Genomic DNA, 16,283 nt, shown 5'->3' on the forward strand with positions numbered 1-16,283 from the left:
CTGTCACGCGCGGACGTCCCGTCCGGTCGCGTACTGACGAGGGGGCGGGAACCGATCCACCACGACCGAAGCCGGACGCACCATGGTGACTCCGTCACACCGGCGGGCGTGTTTTCGCCGGTACGGGGGACACGGTGCCGTATGGCGAGACGAGTCGGTGACAGGGCAGGGACGCGGGCGGGCGCGCGGGGAGCAGGACAGGAGCCGACGGCTCTCCAGCGCGCGCTGACGACCCCGCTGCTGTACTTCTTCATCCTGGGCGACGTGCTCGGCGCCGGCGTGTACGTCCTGGTCGGACAGGTCGCCGCCGACGCCGGCGGAGCGGTGTGGGTACCGCTCGTCGTCGCCCTGCTGCTGGCGCTGCTGACGGCCGCCTCGTACGCCGAGCTGGCGACGAAGTACCCGCGGGCCGGCGGCGCCTCCCACTACGCGACGCGCGCCTTCGGGCCGTTCGCCGGGTTCGTCGCGGGGTTCTGCATGCTCGCCGCCGGCATCGTCTCGGTGGCGGCCCTCGCCCGCGGCTTCGGCGGCGACTACCTGTCGGCCTTCGTCGCCCTGCCGGTGGGGCTCGTCGCCGTGGTCTTCCTGGGCCTGCTGGCGCTGGTCAACGCGCGCGGCATCAAGGAGTCCACCCGCGCCAACGTCGTCGCCACCGTCGTCGAGGTGGGCGGCCTGGCCGTCGTCGTCGTGCTCGGCGCGTGGCTGCTGCTGCGCGGCGACGGCGACCTGGGGCGCCTCACCGAGCTCGGCACGCCGGAGAAGGGCGCGGCGGCCGCCGTGCTGAGCGGCTCCGTGCTGGCGTACTACTCGTTCGTCGGGTTCGAGACCTCCGTGAACGTCGCCGAGGAGACCCGCGACCCGCGCCGCTCCTACCCGCGCGCCCTGTTCGGCGCGCTGGCCACCGCAGGCGCCGTGTACGTGCTGGTCGGCCTGGCCGCGTCCGCCGCCGTGCCCACCGCCCAACTGGCCGGATCCAGCGGTCCGCTGCTGGAGGTCGTCAAGGAGGCGGGCGGCGTGCCGCCCAAGCTGTTCAGCGCGATCGCGCTCGTCGCCGTGGCCAACGGCGCCCTGCTGACCGGCATCATGTCCTCCCGCCTCGCCTACGGCATGGCGAAGGACGGGTTGCTGCCGGGCACGCTGACCAAGGTCCTGCCGGGCCGCCGCACCCCCTGGGCCGCCATCGCCGTCACCACCGGTCTGGCGATGCTCCTCGCCCTCACCGGCAGCGTCGCCACCCTCGCGTCCACCCTGGTCCTGCTGCTGCTCGTCGTCTTCCTCATGGTCAACACCGCGGTGCTGGTGCTGCGCCGCGACCCGGGGAGGGCCGACCACTTCCGCACGCCGGTCGTCCTGCCGGTGCTGGGCATCGCGTCGTGCGTGCTGCTCGCCACGCAGATCGAGGCGGCGGTGTGGCTGCGGGGCCTGGCGATCGTGGCGGTCGGCACGGTGCTGGCCGCGATCAGCGTCGCCCGGCGCTCGCGGAGGGCGGGGGAGGAGGAGGCGGCGGACCGGGGCGCGGACGAGGACGCCCCGCAGCCCGGCTGACCGTGGCCGGGTGACGGGCCCGCGTGGTCAGGCCCCCACGGTCCCGTCGATGCCCTCGCGCAGGAAGTCGGCGTGCCCGTTGTGACGGGCGTACTCCAGCAGGACGTGCACCATGACCATCCGCAGCGACACGTCCTCGCCCCACCTCGGCTGGTGCCCGGCCTGGTCGAGCGAGGACGCCTCCCGCTCGATCCGGCGCGAGTTCTCCACCTCCGCCTCCCACGCCGTGAACGCCTCCCGCCTGGTCGACGCGTCGGCGTCGTAGGCGGCCTGGAAGTCGACCGTGTCCGACCAGACCATGGGCGCGTCGTTGTCCTGGAACACCCGGCGGAACCAGGCGCGTTCCACCTCGGCCATGTGCCGCACCAGCCCGAGCAGGGACAGCGTGGACGGCGGCATCGACCGCTGCCGCAGCTCATCGTCGCCGAGCCCCTCGCACTTCATGGCGAGAGTCGCCCGGTGGTAGTCGAGGAAGGCGCGCAGCGTCTCGCGCTCGCTGCCGAAAAGGGGCGGTCCGACCCGGCTGTCGCTCGTCACTGCGGTGAACTCCTTCGCGTACGTGGGCGTACGAGTATGCCCGTCCCGCGACGCGCACCCGGCGGGGGCCCTGTGCGGGACCCTCGTGCGGGCCGGGTCAGAGGTGGTGGCCGCCCGACACCTCGACGGTCTGGCCGGTGATCCAGCGCCCCTCCTCGGACACCAGCGCCGCGACGGCCAGGCCGATGTCGTCGGGCTCGCCGATCCGCCCGAGCGCGAACTGCCGCGCCAGCTCCGGGACGATCCCGGGGTGCCGGGCGAAGGCGTCGTCGGCGAAACGGGTGCGCGTGGCGCCGGGGGCGACGGCGTTGACGCGGATGCCGCGCGTGCTGAACTCCTTGGCCATGTACCGGGTGAGAACCGCCATGGCGCCCTTGAGGGAGGCGTACACGGAGTATCCCGGCTCGGTCACGTGGGGGAGGGCCGAATTGCTGGTCACGTTGACGATCGCGGCGCCGTCGGCGAGCAGCGGCAGCAGGGTCTGCGTCAGGAAGAACGGGCCCTTGAACAGCCCCGCGGTCAGCCGATCGAACGCCTGCTCGGTGGTGTCCTCGATCAGCGCCGACCCGGCGAACCCCGCGTTGTTGACCAGCTGGTCGAACGAGTCCCGCCCGAACGTCCCGCGCAGCGCACCGGCCACGGCCTCGCGGAAGGCCGGGAATCCGGCCGTGTCGGCGATGTCCAGCGGCAGCGCCACCGCCGTGCCGCCCAGCCGCTCGATCTCCCAGACGGTCTCCTTGGCGCCCTGCTCGTTGGAGCTCCAGGTCAGAACGGCGCCCGACCCCCGCCGCGCGATCTCCACGGCCGTACTGCGCCCGATGCCCGAGCTGGGCCGGTGACGACGGCAACCTTCATGGTGTGCCTCCCTGAGGCCTCGGAGCCCGCGAGCTCCCTACGGAAAGGGACACCTCCAGGCAATCGCGCGGCCGGCCGGCGGGAAACAACGATCCTCCTCGCCTCTTGCTCGATCCTCCCGCGCCGTGCGCCTGGGTGTTTTCGGCCGTTCCCGGCGAACCCCTCCCGATCACGCGGATCGCGGGCCGGCCGCGCCTTATGCTTCTACGCGTTTGTAGAACGGCCCGCCGGACGCGGGCCGGACACACGCACGCACGCACAAAGGAGTGGACGCCACCATGGTGTTCAAACGACTGCTCGGATCTCTCGGGGTGGGCGGCCCCACGGTCGACACGGTCCTCGACCCCGGCCCGGCCCGGCCCGGCGGCGCACTGACCGGCCAGGTCCATCTCGAGGGCGGGCAGGCCGACTTCGACATCGAGCACCTCACCCTGGAGCTGGTGGCCCGGGTCGAGGCCGAGCACGCCGAGGGCGAGAGCGAGGGCGTCGTCGCCTTCGAACGGTTCACCGTCGGGGGCGGCTTCCGCCTCGCCGCGGGGCAGCGGCACAGCGTCCCCTTCTCGGTGACGCTGCCGTGGGAGACGCCGGTCACCGAACTGCACGGCCAGCAGCTCGGCATCGTCCTCGGCGTGCGCACCGAACTCGCGGTGGCGGGCGCCAAGGACAAGGGCGACCTGGACCCGCTGGCCATCGCCCCGCTGCCCGTCCAGGAGGCGATCCTCGAGGCGTTCGGACAGCTCGGCTTCGGCTTCAGGTCCGCGGACCTCGAGTACGGCCACATCGCCGGCACCGGCCAGCAACTGCCGTTCTACCAGGAGATCGAGCTCACCCCGGCGCCCCAGTACGCCCACCAGGTCAACGAGATCGAGGTGACCTTCCTGGCCGGCCCGGGCGGCATCGAGGTGGTCCTGGAGGCCGACAAGCGCGGCGGCCTCTTCTCCGGCGGCCACGACGCGCTGACCCGCTTCACCGTCGGCCACCACGACACGCGCGACTGGAACGCCGAAGTGGACGCGTGGGTGCGCCAGTTGACCGAGCACCGCGCGGCGTACGGGCATCAGGGCGTCGTCCACGGTCACGGCGCCCCGTACGCCGTGCACGACCACCACGACCACGGCGGTCACCACGACCACGGCGGCGAGCGCCGGAGCGGACCGGGCGTGGGCACCGCCGTCGCGGCGGGCGCGGCGGGTCTGGCCGTCGGTGTCGTCGGCGGCATGGTCGCGGCCGAAGTCGTCGACGAGGTCGGCGACTTCTTCGAAGGCGACGAGGAGGAGGGCGAGGACTGAGGGCCGCCCGTACGGGGAGGCGCGGCTGATCGCGTCAGCCGTCCACTCCTGGTAACTTCTACAGTGATGTAGAAATACAGGGAGCCCGGACGACCCCCTTCCGTCCGGGCTCCCACCCGACACGTACGGAGCTCTCATGGCCCTGTGGGACCGCCTCAAGGAGTCCGCATCGTCGATGCAGACCCAGCTCATGGCGAAGAAGAACGACCTGAAGAGCGGCGCCTTCCGGGACGCGAGCATGGCGATGTGCGCGCTGGTCGCCGCCGCCGACGGCACCGTCGACCCCGCCGAGCGTCAGCGCGTCGCCCAGCTCATCGCCACCAACGAGGTGCTGCAGAACTTCCCCGCCGACGACCTGCGCCGCCGCTTCGAGGACAACCTGAACAAGCTCACCACCGACTTCGACTTCGGCAAGGTGAGCATCCTCCAGGAGATCGCCAAGGCGAAGAAGAAGCCCGCCGAGGCGCGGGCCGTGATCCAGATCGGCATCGTCATCGGCGGCGCCGACGGCGACTTCGACGCGGACGAGCGGGCTGTGGTCCGCGAGGCGTGCTACGCGCTGGACCTGCCGCCCCACGAGTTCGACCTCTGACCGACCGCGCGACGCACGGAGGGCCGGCACCCGCACGGGGCCGGCCCTCCGGGCATGTCACGCGCGCACGGTCACAACGGTGTGGCGGCGTGCAGGATGAGCACCATCGTCACCGCCGAGTTCGCGGACGACATCGCCGACACGACGGCCCCCGTGGCCGCACCCCAGGCAGCGACGCCCACCGCCGTGAACAGCGAGGGCCACGAACGCACCGCCGGCGCGGGCCCGAGCAGCGCGGCCACCCGGCGCGGCACCGGGCCCGCCGCGGCCAGACCGGCCAGACCCGCCGGCGCGGCGGCCGGGGCGCCCGGGGACACCAGCGCCGCCTTGCCGATCGCCCGGGCCACGGTACGGCGGCTGCCGACCGTCCGCGCCGCGTCCTCGTCCGCCCACCGCTCCGTCGTGTACGACACCGCCGTGCGCAGCGGACGCAGGAACGGGTTGGCCTGCGCGGCCAGGCGCACCGCGAGCAGGAACCGGTGGTGCCGGGCGGCCAGATGCGCCCGCTCATGGGCGAACAGCGCCCGCCGCTCGGCCGGTTCCAGACACGCCAGCAGACCCGTCGTGACCACCACACGGCCCCGCCGGCCGCCGCCCGGCAGCGCGTACGCGTACGGGACGCCGTCCGGCAGGACGGCCACCTCCGTGTCCCGCAGCCCCGCCAGGGCCCGATGGGCCCGGCGGCGCACCCGTGCCTGCCGCCACCACGTCCGGCCGCACACGGCCAGCACGGCGAACAGCGCGGGAATCGCCGCCTTGCCCGCCACCTCGTCGTAGGGCACCGCCGCCCGCACCTCCGGGTCCGACCAGCCGTCGGGCAGCGGATTGCCGGGCAGCTGCGCGGTGCCCACCACCATCACCAGGGCGAGGCAGAGCGTGCTGCACACCGCCATCACCGCGGCCACCCAGGTCAGCAGCCGCGTCGCGGTCCGCGGATGCAGGTGCTGCTCGGCCAGGCGCGCGATCGGCCACGCCGTCAGCGGCAGCACCAGCGGAAGGAAGACGAAGACCCCCATGAGGCCTCAGTCTTCCCCGTCGGGCCCCGCCGGACGCAGCAGCTCCCGCAGCAGCCGCTCGTCGTCCGGCCCCAGGCCGGTCACGAAGCTGGCCAGCACGGCCTCACGGTCGCTCTCCGAGTCCAGCACCTTGCGCATCCGCCGGGCGGCCAGCCCCGCCTGGTCCAGCGCGCACGTCCAGGCGAACGACCGCCCCGACCGCTCCCGCGTGACGGCGCCCTTGGCCAGCAGCCGGGTCAGAATGGTGATCACGGTCGTGTACGCCAGATCACCGCCGAGACGCTCCTGCACCCAGCCCGCGGTGGCCGGGCCGTCGGCCTCCTTGAGCGCCGACAGGACCAGCGCCTCCAGCTCGCCCTGCCCCCGCCGCCGGGGACGCTGCCGCTGCTCGCCCACGCCCTGTCTCCCTCCTGCCGCCGTGCGTTTCCCGCGCGGACATCGTATAGACGCCCGCGTGTCCGTCTGCCGCGCGCCCTGTGCGGGCGCGCGGCCCGTCCACGGGACGTACGGTCCCATGCCCTGCCCCGTGATCTCTACAGTGATGTAGATTCGTAGCTCAGGAACCCAGCCGCGGGTCCGACCGCACCGGCCAAGAAGGAGCACACCGTGGGAGTTTCCCTGTCCAAGGGCGGCAACGTCTCGCTCAGCAAGGAGGCGCCGGGTCTGACCGCCGTCCTCGTCGGCCTCGGCTGGGACGTCCGTACGACCACCGGCACCGACTACGACCTCGACGCGTCCGCCCTGCTCCTCGACGCCTCCGGCAAGGTGCTGTCGGACCAGCACTTCGTCTTCTACAACAACCTGCGCAGCCCCGACGGTTCGGTGGAGCACACCGGCGACAACCTCACCGGTGAGGGCGAGGGCGACGACGAGAGCGTCAAGGTGAACCTCGCGGCCGTGCCCGCCGAGGTCGGCCGGATCGTGTTCCCCGTCTCCATCCACGACGCGGAGAACCGCGGCCAGAGCTTCGGCCAGGTCCGCAACGCGTTCATCCGGATCGTCAACCAGAACGGCGGCGCGGAGCTCGCCCGCTACGACCTGTCCGAGGACGCGTCCACCGAGACCGCGATGGTCTTCGGCGAGCTCTACCGGCACGGCGCCGAGTGGAAGTTCCGCGCCGTCGGGCAGGGTTACGCCTCCGGCCTGGCCGGCATCGCCGCCGACTTCGGCGTGAACGTCTGACCCGGGAAGACAGAGGGAGCGGAAGACCATGTTCGGACTGAGCGAACTGGCCATCATCCTCATCGTCGTCATCGTGATCGTCCTGGCCAGGAAGGGCCCCGAACTGGCGCGCAACGCGGGCAAGTCGGCCCGCATCCTCAAGGCCGAGGCGCGCGCCATGAAGGAGGCGGAGAAGCAGCAGCAGACGGACACGCCTCCGCGGATCATCCAGGGCGAGACGATCCAGGCCCCCACGGACCACCCCCACCCGGACGTCCACCGGGACACCGGGCGCCCGTAACGGGCACGACGGGGGACGGCTGCCGGACTCACCACAGCGCGACGAGTCCGACAGCCGTTCTTCCGGTGCCCTTGGCCCTGCGCCGCAGACGCCGCCGCAGGTGAGCCGACATTGACCTCGGCGCTTGCGAAGGCCGGGGCGACGTCCTAACTGGCGTCCACGTACGCGAGATGCGCACCGCAGACCGTGCAGCGGAAGAGCATGGCGGTCGCACCGCCGCCCAGGCGGGTCAGGAGGGGTTCGATCTGCTCCTCGTCGTACAGGCCCATGAGACGCATTTCCGACCTCAACTGCTCCAGGGCTTCCGGGTGTTCCGTCAGCTCGGCATACCCGACCTCGCCGACGAAGGCCGCCGCGTCCTGGCAGTGGACCAGCCAGTGCGGATCCTGCCAGGCGGAGAAGCCGGGTGTGCGTCGGGTGACCTCGTGCAGGACGTCCTCGCTGACGCCGTCGAGCCCGTAGGAGTCGGTGAAGTCACCCTCGAAGCGTTCGGCCGCGCTTCCGTCCGCGATGCACCACGGGCAGAGCGGTCCGCCGACCTCGTGCGCCGTGTGGAAGCTGGCCGTGTAGATCCAGCCCCTGCCGCGCTCACAGCACGCGCACCTGTCGGCGGACGCGCGGATGGACCCGGTGGCCAGAGGGTCCGGGTGGTAGCGGAAGAAGGGCAGGTCGTCATGCGTCGCCGGTTCCCGGACTTGGCTCATGAGGAGCAGTGTGTCCGTGAGCCCGCCGTCGATCAAGCGCGGTCGCGCGTCCGGCGTTCCAGGACCACGGTGTGCCGCGCGGGGTCGGACGCGTCCGTTCAGCAGGTCGCGGTCAGCCCCGCCCGGTCGGACATCCGCCTCCCGGACCGCGTCCCGGGGCGGCTGCCCGGACTGGTCACAGCGCGATGAGTCCGGCAGCCGTTTCCCTGAACCCGCAGGCGCTGAGACAGAACGCGCGCAGGGGCGCCTCGAAGTCGACGTGGAGCCATGTGCAGCCCGCCGCGCGGCTCCCCTCGGCGGCGGCACGGACGAGGGCGGTTCCCACGCCGTGGCCACGGCACCGTTGTGCCACCACGGTGTCCAGCACGAAGGCGTGGATCCCGCCGTCCCAGGCGACATTGACGAACCCGACCAGCTCCGCGCCGTCCCGTGCACACACCCACCCGAGACTGTGCCGCTCCAGCCTGCTCCTCCAGTCCGTCCGCCCGACCGGGCCCTCGAACCCTTGGCGTGCAGGGCGTTCAGGGCGCGTATGCGCTGGGCGCGGTGGCGCCGGTGGCCGGCCGCCCCGGCCACTGGATCGCCGCGGCGGACACCGGCATCTGCCTGCTGACCCCGGACGGCACACCACACGAGCCGCCCTGTGGTCCGCCGACGTCGCCGCACCGGTCCTCCGGCGACTGGCGGACAAGGCGGACATCGTCTTCGTCGGCCTGGACGAGGCACAAGGGCTGTGGGGAAGCGCCCTCACCGCCGACGACGTGCGGCATCTGCTGCCCGTTCCGGGGATCGTCGTCGTCAAGGACGGATCCCGGACGGCGACGCCTTCACACCCGAGGGCCCGGCCACCGTCCCCGCGCTGCGCACACGCGTGGTGGAACCGGTGGGAGCGGGAGACGCCTTCGCGGCGGGCTTCCTGACGGGCGTCCTGCGCGGCGAAACCCTCACCCGCGCGCTGCGCCTCGGCCACATCACCGCGGTCTCGGCCCTCCAGGTGACCGCCGACCACGGCCCCCTACCGCCCCCGCGGGAGACGGAACGCCTGCTGAGCCTGAGCGACGAGGAGTGGCAGTCACTCACCGGGCGTTGAGGGCGAGAAGCAGCGGCGATCCGACCCGCCGGAGCGCCTCCGACGGGTAAGCAGCCATCCGGCTCTCTTCTCGGAACCGTCGGTGGAAGTCCCCCATCACGTCCGCGACCGGTGCGTAGCGGGCAACGAGACCGGCGATTCCAGCCGGCATCCCCCGGGGGCGCACCCCCTCCGCGCACGCCCGCACGAACGCTCTACGCTCCTCCGGCCCGTGTCCGAGCAGAGCCACGGCCAGCCAGTCCACGAGATGCGTGACGGCGTAACACGGGTCGTACGTGCGGTGCTGCTCGACGAAGTCAGCTTCGTCCGCCGCGAGTTCGAAGCGCGAGGAGAGTGCGAGGCCGAAGTCTGTGAAGAAGAGCCGCCGGCCGTCGGTGAGGATGTTCTGGAAGTGCGCGTCGAAATGCAGCAGGCCGCCCGCGTTCATGAACGAGATCCCGGCCCTCAACTCACCGTCCACCAGCGCACACGCCCGTTCGGCGGTCTCCACACCGTGGCTCATCCGCTCACTCAGCCAGTCGTGCAGGTTCTGCGGGATGTACTCCATGAACAGGAACAGACTGGCCGAGGACTGCTCCAGACCCGCGATGCGCCCCCGTACTTCGGCCGCGCCTCCCCAGTAGGCGACGGCGCGTTCGACGTCGGCCAGTTCGTCCGGCAGAGGGTGGCCGCCGTCGTCCGGCAGCACGCGCCAGTGGTACATCAGCGGAAAGCCCTCGTAGTCGCCCCCGATGACCCAGTTGGTCGTCATGTGATGCGCGGCCAGCTCCCGCCACGCGCCGAAGCCAGGGCCGCCGATCGTGCCGACTCCGTAGTGGCAGAAGAGCGGGAGATCGAACAGGTTCGCCGTGGAGTGCAAGTGGTCCGGTCGCCGCTCGAGATCGGTCAGTCGCACCTGCTTGACGCACACCGGAGTCCCGGCCACGTCCAGCAGTACGGTCCGTCCGCCGATACCGGAACCGATCGGCGTTCCGGCGTCCACGAGTTCACGCAGTTTGCGGTCACCGCACAGGGCCAGCGAGGTGGACACGGCGCCGTGGGCGGTCAGGCGGGCGTCGCGGGACATGTCGCGGTGCTTCACGCCCGCCTCCCCGTCACGCGGTGGACCCGTCACCGCAGTGTCTGCGTCAGTTCGCTCCGGCTCGCCGTGTGCACCACACGCCCGTGCGCCCCGTTGACGATCGGCATGTACGGCGGGACGTGCCCGCACTCGACGTCGGCAATGATGGGGACGTTCAGGGAGCCGAGCGCGTCGAGGACCGCTTCGTGCTGGCTGAGGGACGGGCGGTCCGCTGCGCCGGTCCGGCCGACGAGGATGGCGTTCGCGCCGTCGAAGAAGCCGGCGAGCCTCATGCCGTGCAGCTGGCGACAGGTGGTGAACGCGTCGCTCTCGCAGACCTCCACGTACACGAGGAGTCCCTCGGGGGACCTTTCCCGGGCGAAGGCGGGGACGTCGAGGTACGGCGTCCCGGCCAGGTTGCACAGCACGTCGACGCAGCCGCCGATCAGTCGGCCCTCGGCCACCACGTCGCCGTCGCCGCCCAGACGCGTCCAGCCGCCCCGCGCGTCGAGCGTGTACTCGCGTACGTCGGGGTGGAGGACGTAGTCGTCGAAGCCCACGGTCCGGTGGCGTCCGGGCGGGGTCTGCGTGAAGCGGTGGCCGGGTGGCGCGGCCACGATGTCCAGCCAGGACAGCAGCCCGTCCGGCACGCGGTAGGGCGTGTCCATGAGGTTGTTGCCGTGCAGGGTCGCCGTGCCCGTGAGCAGCGTGAGGGGAGTCATCAGGGTCGACATGTCGGAGAAGCCGACGACCCACGTCGGTTCGGCTTCACGCAGCCGGTCCCAGTCGAGCAGCGGGATCAGGTCGATCGCGGTCTCCCCGCCCCACGGCGGCACGATCGCCTTGACGGCGGGGTCGGTGAGCATCGACATCAGCTCGTCCGCACGCTCGGCGGCCGGGGCGCTGACGTGCCCGGAACCGTCCATGCAGGCTCCGACGACGACCTCGTACCCCCGTGCCCGTATGTCACCGAGGGCGACGTCCAGCCGTCCGCGCATCGCTTCCGGCACTCCGCTCGACGGAGCGGTCACACCGACACGGTCACCGGGACGCAGGGGCATCGGAAAGCGCACTGACATGCGGTGATCCTGACACGGGACGGCGTCGCCGCGACAGCGGGTTTCGGCGCGCCCAGGCCCGTACGGGACGCGTCCGACACGCGCGGTCAACTCCGGCTTCCGTCACCGGTCTTCGTACAGCGCCGCCACCTCCCTCGCCCGTTCGGCCAGCCCCGCCCGCAACCCCAGGGGGAGCTCGTCTCCGGACACTCCCGCACCCTCTGCATCTCCGGCAGCACGACGGTGACATGGCGGCCCAGCCGGCGCTCAGCGTCGACGACGTCGAGGCGGTGCTCGCCGAGGCGCCGCAGACCTTGTTCAGTCGCGGGGGAGCACTCCCAGCAGCAGGGACGTGACGGCGAGCCGTAGCGCGTCCGGCAACTCCATGTGCAGCACGCCCAGTTCGGGCTCCTCCGCGTAGGCGGCGAGCACACTGGGCGGCGGCGGAACGTACGTGTCCAGGGCGCCCGCCACGGCCAGGGCCATCAGGCAGAAGTTCTCCGCGGCGTCACCGATCTCGGGCACGTGGCCGCGCAGCAGCTCGGCCATGGTCGCGAGCCTCGCGATGGACGCCCGCTTGTGCCGCTTGACGACCTCGACCGAGACGTTGCGTTCGAGAACGCCGCCCTGCGCGCCGAACAGGTCACACAGCACCGTGCGCTCCGCGAGCGACCGGCTGATCACCTCGGCCGCCTGGCGTGCCCGCACCTCCGGTGCCGCTCCCGCGTCGACCTCCCGGGCCAGTTCGTCCGCCAGCGCCTCCAGCCAGCTGCCCAGGAAGTCGTCGAGCAGTTCCAGCAGCACCGCCTCGCGCGACTCGAAGTAGCGCAGGACGTTGGACTTGGCCAGGCCCACGCGCCGGCTGAGCCCGTTGAGACTGACCTCGGCCACCGGCATCTCGTCGAGCATCGCGGCCGCCGTGTCCAGGATCGCCCGGCGGCGTATCGCCCGCTGCTCCTCGCTTCGCGCCCGCTTGAAGGTCATGTCCGCAGTCTAGCTTACAGACCATCGGTCTCTTGACATCATACCGCCGGTCTCTTACGTTCGTTGATAACAGACCAACGGTTCCTTAAAGCTTCAGGAGTGCGTCATGAGTGAGAAGTGGGACGAGCGGAACATCCCCGACCAACACGGCCGGGTGGCGATCGTGACCGGCGCGAACACCGGGCTGGGCTTCGAGACGGCGAGGATGCTCGCCGAGCGGGGCGCCCGGGTGGTCCTGGCCGTCCGGGACGTCGAGAAGGGCAAGCAGGCCGCCGCCCGCATCCACGGCGACGTCGGCGTCCAGGCCCTCGACCTGGCCTCCCTCGACTCGATCCGGTCGGCGGCGGCCGACCTGCGCGCCCTGCATCCGCGCATCGACCTGCTGATCAACAACGCGGGCGTGATGTACCCGCCGAAGCGGACCACCGCCGACGGCTTCGAGCTGCAGTTCGGCACGAACCACCTGGGCCACTTCGCCCTCACCGGCCTGCTGCTCGACCGGCTCCTCGACGTCCCCGGCTCCCGCGTCGTCACGGTCAGCAGCGTCGGCCACCGCATCCGCGCCGCCATCCACTTCGACGACCTGCAGTGGGAGCGCTCGTACAGCCGCGTCGGCGCGTACGGCCAGTCGAAGCTGGCCAACCTGATGTTCACGTACGAACTGCAGCGCCGGCTCGCGCGGCACGGCGCCACGGTCGCGGTGGCCGCGCACCCCGGCGTCTCCAACACCGAACTGCTCCGCAACTCGCCCGCCGCGTTCCGCCTGCCGATCACCTGGCTCGCGCCGCTGATCACCCAGAATGCCACGATGGGCGCCCTGCCCACGCTGCGCGCCGCCACCGGTCCCGACGTACGCGGCGGCCAGTACTACGGCCCCAGCGGCTTCCAGGAGGTCCGCGGCCACCCGACACTGGTGCGGTCCAGCCGCGACTCCCATGACCGGGCCGTGCAGCAGCGCCTGTGGACCGTCTCCGAGGAACTCACGGGCGTGACGTTCCCCGTGTGACGGCACAGCCGGCCTCATCCCAGGCCCAGCACCTCCATCGTGTGCTCGGCCATCCGCCGCTCGCCCAGGGCGTTCGGGTGGACGGGCACCGGACTGGTGCCGAACAGCAGGGGCTCGATCCAGCGCGTGCCGAGGGGCGTGCACGCGTCGTGGCCGTCGGAGACCTCGGCGAAGTCGACGAAGGTCGCGCCCGTCTCCTCGCTGGCGCGCTCCACCGCCGCGTTCAGGTGGGTCTGCACGTCACGCAGGTACGGCACGTCACCGGCGGCGACCGGCAGCTTCAGGTAGCACGACGGGTCGGCCTGCGCCGGGGTGATCCAGGGATAACCCAGCACCGCCACACGGGCGTTGGGCGCCTTGGCGCGCACGGCCCGCAGGGCGCTCTTCAGCGCCGGGTACGTGTTCTTCTCGATCTGGTCGGTGAAGGTCGTGCCGTACAGGTCCTTGCACGGGCTGCCCTTGCCCGCGGTGAGCAGCCCCGCGCTGCCGCAGGCCGTGATGGCGTTGATGAAGGTGCCGTTGTCGTTGCCGCCGATCGTCAGCGTCACCAGGTCGGTGTCCGCGCCGAGCGCGTTCACCTGCGGCGGGACGCCTAGGTACTGCGACGAGGTGAAGTCCTTGGTCTCGGCGGCGCCGCAGGTCACGTCCTTGAGGCGGGCGCCCGTCCGGTCCGCGATCACGTGCGGATAGTTCGCCGTGGAGCGCAGGCACAGGAGGTTACTCGTGTCCACGGGCAGGACGCCGGAGCCGGCGCTGTAGCTGTCGCCGAGGGCGACGTACCGGAGCGGGTCGGACGACGCCTGGGCCGTGCCGCCGGCCGTGACGCTCAGGGCGAGCACACCGGCCAGCGCGACTGATGCGCTCATGACATTGCGACACGTGACATGACGGCGCGAGACATGCTTCTGCATGTGATCCCTTTCCGGAGGGAGGGCGGAGCTGCGGGTGCGGGGGCTGCGAAGGCTGCGGGCGCGGCGGGCGGGAAAGAGTGCCTGGTCGAGCGGTTACCAGCTGGTTCTACCGTCAAGTAATGTGCAGCCGCCCCGAGCGGGAGTCAACATTGTTGACCGAACTTCTCGAAACACACACGCAGTCCGCGTCCGCCCCCCGTGAACGTGTGAACGCGCAGTCGCGAAGCACGGCGCCGCCTATCCTGACCCGCATGCTGCAGACCGGCTCCCGCGTCTCGACCCGCGAGTTCATCCACTCGGCCGCCGCCCGGCTGTTCCGGACCAGCGGCTGTGCACGGACCACCGTCCGCCGGATCGCCGCCGAGGCCGGCACGGACCCCGCCCTGGTGATCCGTCACTTCAGGAGCAAGGAACTGCTGTTCCTGGGGACGATGCACATGACGCTCGACCTCGGACCGCTGTTCGACGCACCGCTGGACCGCCTGGGCGAACGCCTCGCCGAACTCCTCCTCGACCTCGGCGGCTCGGCACGCGGCGTCTTCCTCGCGCTGGTGCACGGCGGCGACGAGCCGCACATCCGCGACCGGCTGAGGGACACGCACGAGCACCTCTTCGTCGAACCCCTGCGCCGCCGGCTGACCGGCCCCGACGCCGACCTCCGCGCGCGAACGGCGGCCGCCGTAGCGGGAGGACTCCTCTACGCCCTGTGGGTCGCCGAGGACCATGTCCTGCTCCGCCTGGACCGCACGGAACTGGTGTCGCGGTACGGCACCCTGCTCCAGGAGGTGCTGACTCCCCGGGGCTCCCTGGTTTCCCAAGTCCTCTAGACGGCCCGCTGTATCTTCCCGGCAGCCGCCTTGATCGCTTCTTGTCACCGCGCCGGCCGGCAGTCGCAGCCGGTCGGAGTGGGCCGATCCCACGCAGGGGCCCGCCGCCGTCAGCACCCGGGCGCGCGGAGAACTCGGGTGCGTCCGCCCCGGGAAGCTGCGAGCATGTGTGGCCGTGAAAACTGACGTGGAGACCAACGACGTTGTCGTCCGCCGTGCGGCCGGTTCCGATGCCGTCGCCGTGGCCGAGGTGTGGCTGCGTTCCTTCGCGGCGGCGCTGCCGAGTGTGCGCCGGGCGCATACGGACGACGAGGTGCGGGCGTGGATCCGCGAGGTGGTCGTTCCCTGCCGGGAGACGTGGGTGGCGACGGTGGACGAGACGGTCGTCGCGATGATGGTGCTGGACGGCGAGGACCTGGACCAGCTCTACGTAGACCCCGCCTGGCACGGCAGGGGCATCGGAGGACGCCTCGTGGACCTGGCGAAGGAGCGGAGCCCGTCAGGACTGACGCTGTGGACGTTCCAGGTCAACGAGGCGGCGCGTGGCTTCTACGAGCGACAGGGTTTCGTCGCGGCGGAGTGGACCGACGGCCGGCAGAACGAGGAACGGGAGCCGGACGTCCGGTACGTGTGGGGCCCAAGGCCGGCCGTGGCGTGAAGGTCAGCCGGGCAGCGCCGCGGTCAGGTCGACCTCGACCAGCTGCCCGGAGAAGCCGAGTTGGGTGACCCCCAGCAGTGTGCTCGCGGTGGTGAACGCCGGTCCGATGACCGAGGCGTTCAGGCGTCGCCAGGCTGCGCCCAGGACCGGCTCACCGTCGCAGACGACGTAGATCACCGTGCGGACGACATGCTCCGGCCCGGCGCCCACCGCGTTCAGGGCAGCGAGGGCGTTGGCCGCGACCTGGTCGATCTGGGTGTCCAGATCACCCGGTCCCACGAGCTCCCCGGCCGGGTCGAGCGGCACCTGCCCCGCCAGATAGGCCGTCCGTCCCGTCTCCACGACGGTGATGTGGTGGTACCCCGGCGTCGCGTGCAGCTGAGGCGGATTGATGCGCGTGATCGGACCCGTCATGGGCGCGAGTCTCTCGACGGATCCGCCCCTGGCGCATCCCATTTTTCCCGGCGTGCGTCGGCTGCCGTGGTCTCAGTCGCCGTGGCTCAAGGCGCGGTCGACGAGGTCGTGCATAGCGTTCTCCTGGCGGGCCGCGGTCTCCGGACCGGCGGAGCGGCTGTGCACGGAGACGGTGACGGCGCGCCGGCCGTCCATCGTCGTCGCCGCCTGCACGACGTACCCGAAGCCGCTCCCGCCGTGCCCCAGGTGGCCGCCGCAGCGAGGGCGCGGACATC

The 16,283-nt window shown here is 71.8% G+C and carries 19 protein-coding genes and 2 pseudogenes; 9 read left to right on the top strand and 12 right to left on the bottom strand.

The genetic code is table 11. The features are described from left to right. Positions 1 to 141: 141 nt before the first annotated feature. Complete coding sequence (locus tag CCN29_RS01340) at positions 142 to 1,545, top strand: APC family permease (RefSeq protein WP_006132269.1); 1,404 nt, start codon at positions 142 to 144, stop codon at positions 1,543 to 1,545. Positions 1,546 to 1,572: 27 nt separating this feature from the next. On the opposite strand, the gene CCN29_RS01345 is transcribed toward CCN29_RS01340, so the two are convergent. Further along, complete coding sequence (locus tag CCN29_RS01345; protein ID WP_006132268.1) at positions 1,573 to 2,082, bottom strand: DinB family protein; 510 nt, start codon at positions 2,080 to 2,082, stop codon at positions 1,573 to 1,575. Positions 2,083 to 2,179: 97 nt separating this feature from the next. Continuing rightward, positions 2,180 to 2,884 (bottom strand): SDR family NAD(P)-dependent oxidoreductase, encoded by a 705-nt coding sequence (locus CCN29_RS01350; protein ID WP_442538200.1) that lies wholly within the window; start codon positions 2,882 to 2,884, stop codon positions 2,180 to 2,182. A gap of 331 nt (positions 2,885 to 3,215) precedes the next feature. On the opposite strand from CCN29_RS01350, the gene CCN29_RS01355 reads away from it, so the two are divergent. Further along, entirely contained in the window at positions 3,216 to 4,226 is a 1,011-nt protein-coding gene (locus CCN29_RS01355) for a sporulation protein (protein WP_442538201.1), read from the top strand. Positions 4,227 to 4,362: 136 nt separating this feature from the next. Then, positions 4,363 to 4,818 carry a tellurite resistance TerB family protein gene (locus CCN29_RS01360; RefSeq protein ID WP_006132265.1) on the top strand — a complete coding sequence of 152 codons (456 nt, stop codon included), beginning with the start codon at positions 4,363 to 4,365 and terminating at the stop codon, positions 4,816 to 4,818. Between the two features lie 71 nt (positions 4,819 to 4,889). Here CCN29_RS01360 and CCN29_RS01365 read toward each other — a convergent pair whose 3' ends face one another. Both CCN29_RS01365 and CCN29_RS01370 read right to left on the bottom strand, forming a co-directional pair. After that, positions 4,890 to 5,834, bottom strand: a complete 945-nt coding sequence (locus CCN29_RS01365; protein WP_086679660.1) for a M56 family metallopeptidase — start codon at positions 5,832 to 5,834, stop codon at positions 4,890 to 4,892. A gap of 6 nt (positions 5,835 to 5,840) precedes the next feature. Then, positions 5,841 to 6,230 carry a BlaI/MecI/CopY family transcriptional regulator gene (locus CCN29_RS01370; RefSeq protein ID WP_006132263.1) on the bottom strand — a complete coding sequence of 130 codons (390 nt, stop codon included), beginning with the start codon at positions 6,228 to 6,230 and terminating at the stop codon, positions 5,841 to 5,843. 210 nt (positions 6,231 to 6,440) lie between these two features. On the opposite strand from CCN29_RS01370, the gene CCN29_RS01375 reads away from it, so the two are divergent. Together CCN29_RS01375 and CCN29_RS01380 are read left to right on the top strand one after the other, a co-directional pair. Beyond that, positions 6,441 to 7,016, top strand: coding sequence for a TerD family protein (locus CCN29_RS01375; RefSeq protein ID WP_086679663.1), 576 nt, complete (start codon positions 6,441 to 6,443; stop codon positions 7,014 to 7,016). Positions 7,017 to 7,044: 28 nt separating this feature from the next. Beyond that, a complete protein-coding gene (locus CCN29_RS01380) occupies positions 7,045 to 7,296 on the top strand; it encodes a twin-arginine translocase TatA/TatE family subunit (protein WP_006132261.1) in 252 nt (83 codons plus the stop codon). 146 nt (positions 7,297 to 7,442) lie between these two features. On the opposite strand, the gene CCN29_RS01385 is transcribed toward CCN29_RS01380, so the two are convergent. Further along, positions 7,443 to 8,000: a CbrC family protein gene (locus tag CCN29_RS01385; protein WP_442538202.1), complete on the bottom strand. Its 558-nt coding sequence runs from the start codon at positions 7,998 to 8,000 to the stop codon at positions 7,443 to 7,445. Positions 8,001 to 8,175: 175 nt separating this feature from the next. Beyond that, positions 8,176 to 8,576 (bottom strand): annotated as a pseudogene (locus tag CCN29_RS01390) (GNAT family N-acetyltransferase). Between the two features lie 56 nt (positions 8,577 to 8,632). On the opposite strand from CCN29_RS01390, the pseudogene CCN29_RS01395 reads away from it, so the two are divergent. Then, positions 8,633 to 9,090, top strand: a pseudogene (locus tag CCN29_RS01395) (PfkB family carbohydrate kinase); the annotation flags it as partial. Here CCN29_RS01395 and CCN29_RS01400 read toward each other — a convergent pair. The 3 genes from CCN29_RS01400 to CCN29_RS01410 all read right to left on the bottom strand — a co-directional run bounded on the left by CCN29_RS01400 (position 9,077) and on the right by CCN29_RS01410 (position 12,192). Beyond that, positions 9,077 to 10,156, bottom strand: a complete 1,080-nt coding sequence (locus tag CCN29_RS01400) for a protein kinase family protein (protein ID WP_086679688.1) — start codon at positions 10,154 to 10,156, stop codon at positions 9,077 to 9,079. The pseudogene CCN29_RS01395 and the gene CCN29_RS01400 sit on opposite strands and share 14 nt — an antisense overlap. Before the next feature lie 44 nt (positions 10,157 to 10,200). Continuing rightward, complete coding sequence (locus CCN29_RS01405; protein WP_086679668.1) at positions 10,201 to 11,229, bottom strand: S66 family peptidase; 1,029 nt, start codon at positions 11,227 to 11,229, stop codon at positions 10,201 to 10,203. A gap of 297 nt (positions 11,230 to 11,526) precedes the next feature. Further along, positions 11,527 to 12,192: a TetR/AcrR family transcriptional regulator gene (locus tag CCN29_RS01410; RefSeq protein WP_086679671.1), complete on the bottom strand. Its 666-nt coding sequence runs from the start codon at positions 12,190 to 12,192 to the stop codon at positions 11,527 to 11,529. 106 nt (positions 12,193 to 12,298) lie between these two features. Here CCN29_RS01410 and CCN29_RS01415 point away from each other — a divergent pair, with 106 nt between their 5' ends. Further along, positions 12,299 to 13,198, top strand: coding sequence for an SDR family NAD(P)-dependent oxidoreductase (locus tag CCN29_RS01415; RefSeq protein ID WP_086679674.1), 900 nt, complete (start codon positions 12,299 to 12,301; stop codon positions 13,196 to 13,198). A 14-nt stretch (positions 13,199 to 13,212) separates the two neighbouring features. Here the strand turns inward: CCN29_RS01415 and CCN29_RS01420 are convergent, their stop codons facing one another. Continuing rightward, positions 13,213 to 14,064 (bottom strand): SGNH/GDSL hydrolase family protein, encoded by an 852-nt coding sequence (locus CCN29_RS01420; protein WP_199814957.1) that lies wholly within the window; start codon positions 14,062 to 14,064, stop codon positions 13,213 to 13,215. A 296-nt stretch (positions 14,065 to 14,360) separates the two neighbouring features. On the opposite strand from CCN29_RS01420, the gene CCN29_RS01425 reads away from it, so the two are divergent. Then, positions 14,361 to 14,936, top strand: a complete 576-nt coding sequence (locus tag CCN29_RS01425; protein ID WP_086679677.1) for a TetR/AcrR family transcriptional regulator — start codon at positions 14,361 to 14,363, stop codon at positions 14,934 to 14,936. A 175-nt stretch (positions 14,937 to 15,111) separates the two neighbouring features. Next, positions 15,112 to 15,594 (top strand): GNAT family N-acetyltransferase, encoded by a 483-nt coding sequence (locus CCN29_RS01430; RefSeq protein ID WP_420711898.1) that lies wholly within the window; start codon positions 15,112 to 15,114, stop codon positions 15,592 to 15,594. 3 nt (positions 15,595 to 15,597) lie between these two features. On the opposite strand, the gene CCN29_RS01435 is transcribed toward CCN29_RS01430, so the two are convergent. Both CCN29_RS01435 and CCN29_RS01440 read right to left on the bottom strand, forming a co-directional pair. Next, positions 15,598 to 16,008 (bottom strand): RidA family protein, encoded by a 411-nt coding sequence (locus tag CCN29_RS01435; protein WP_006132249.1) that lies wholly within the window; start codon positions 16,006 to 16,008, stop codon positions 15,598 to 15,600. 72 nt (positions 16,009 to 16,080) lie between these two features. Then, a complete protein-coding gene (locus tag CCN29_RS01440) occupies positions 16,081 to 16,221 on the bottom strand; it encodes a hypothetical protein (protein WP_228731531.1) in 141 nt (46 codons plus the stop codon). Positions 16,222 to 16,283: the final 62 nt, after the last annotated feature.

It is taken from the genome of Streptomyces pseudogriseolus (assembly GCA_002154585.1).
GTDB lineage: Bacteria > Actinomycetota > Actinomycetes > Streptomycetales > Streptomycetaceae > Streptomyces > Streptomyces pseudogriseolus.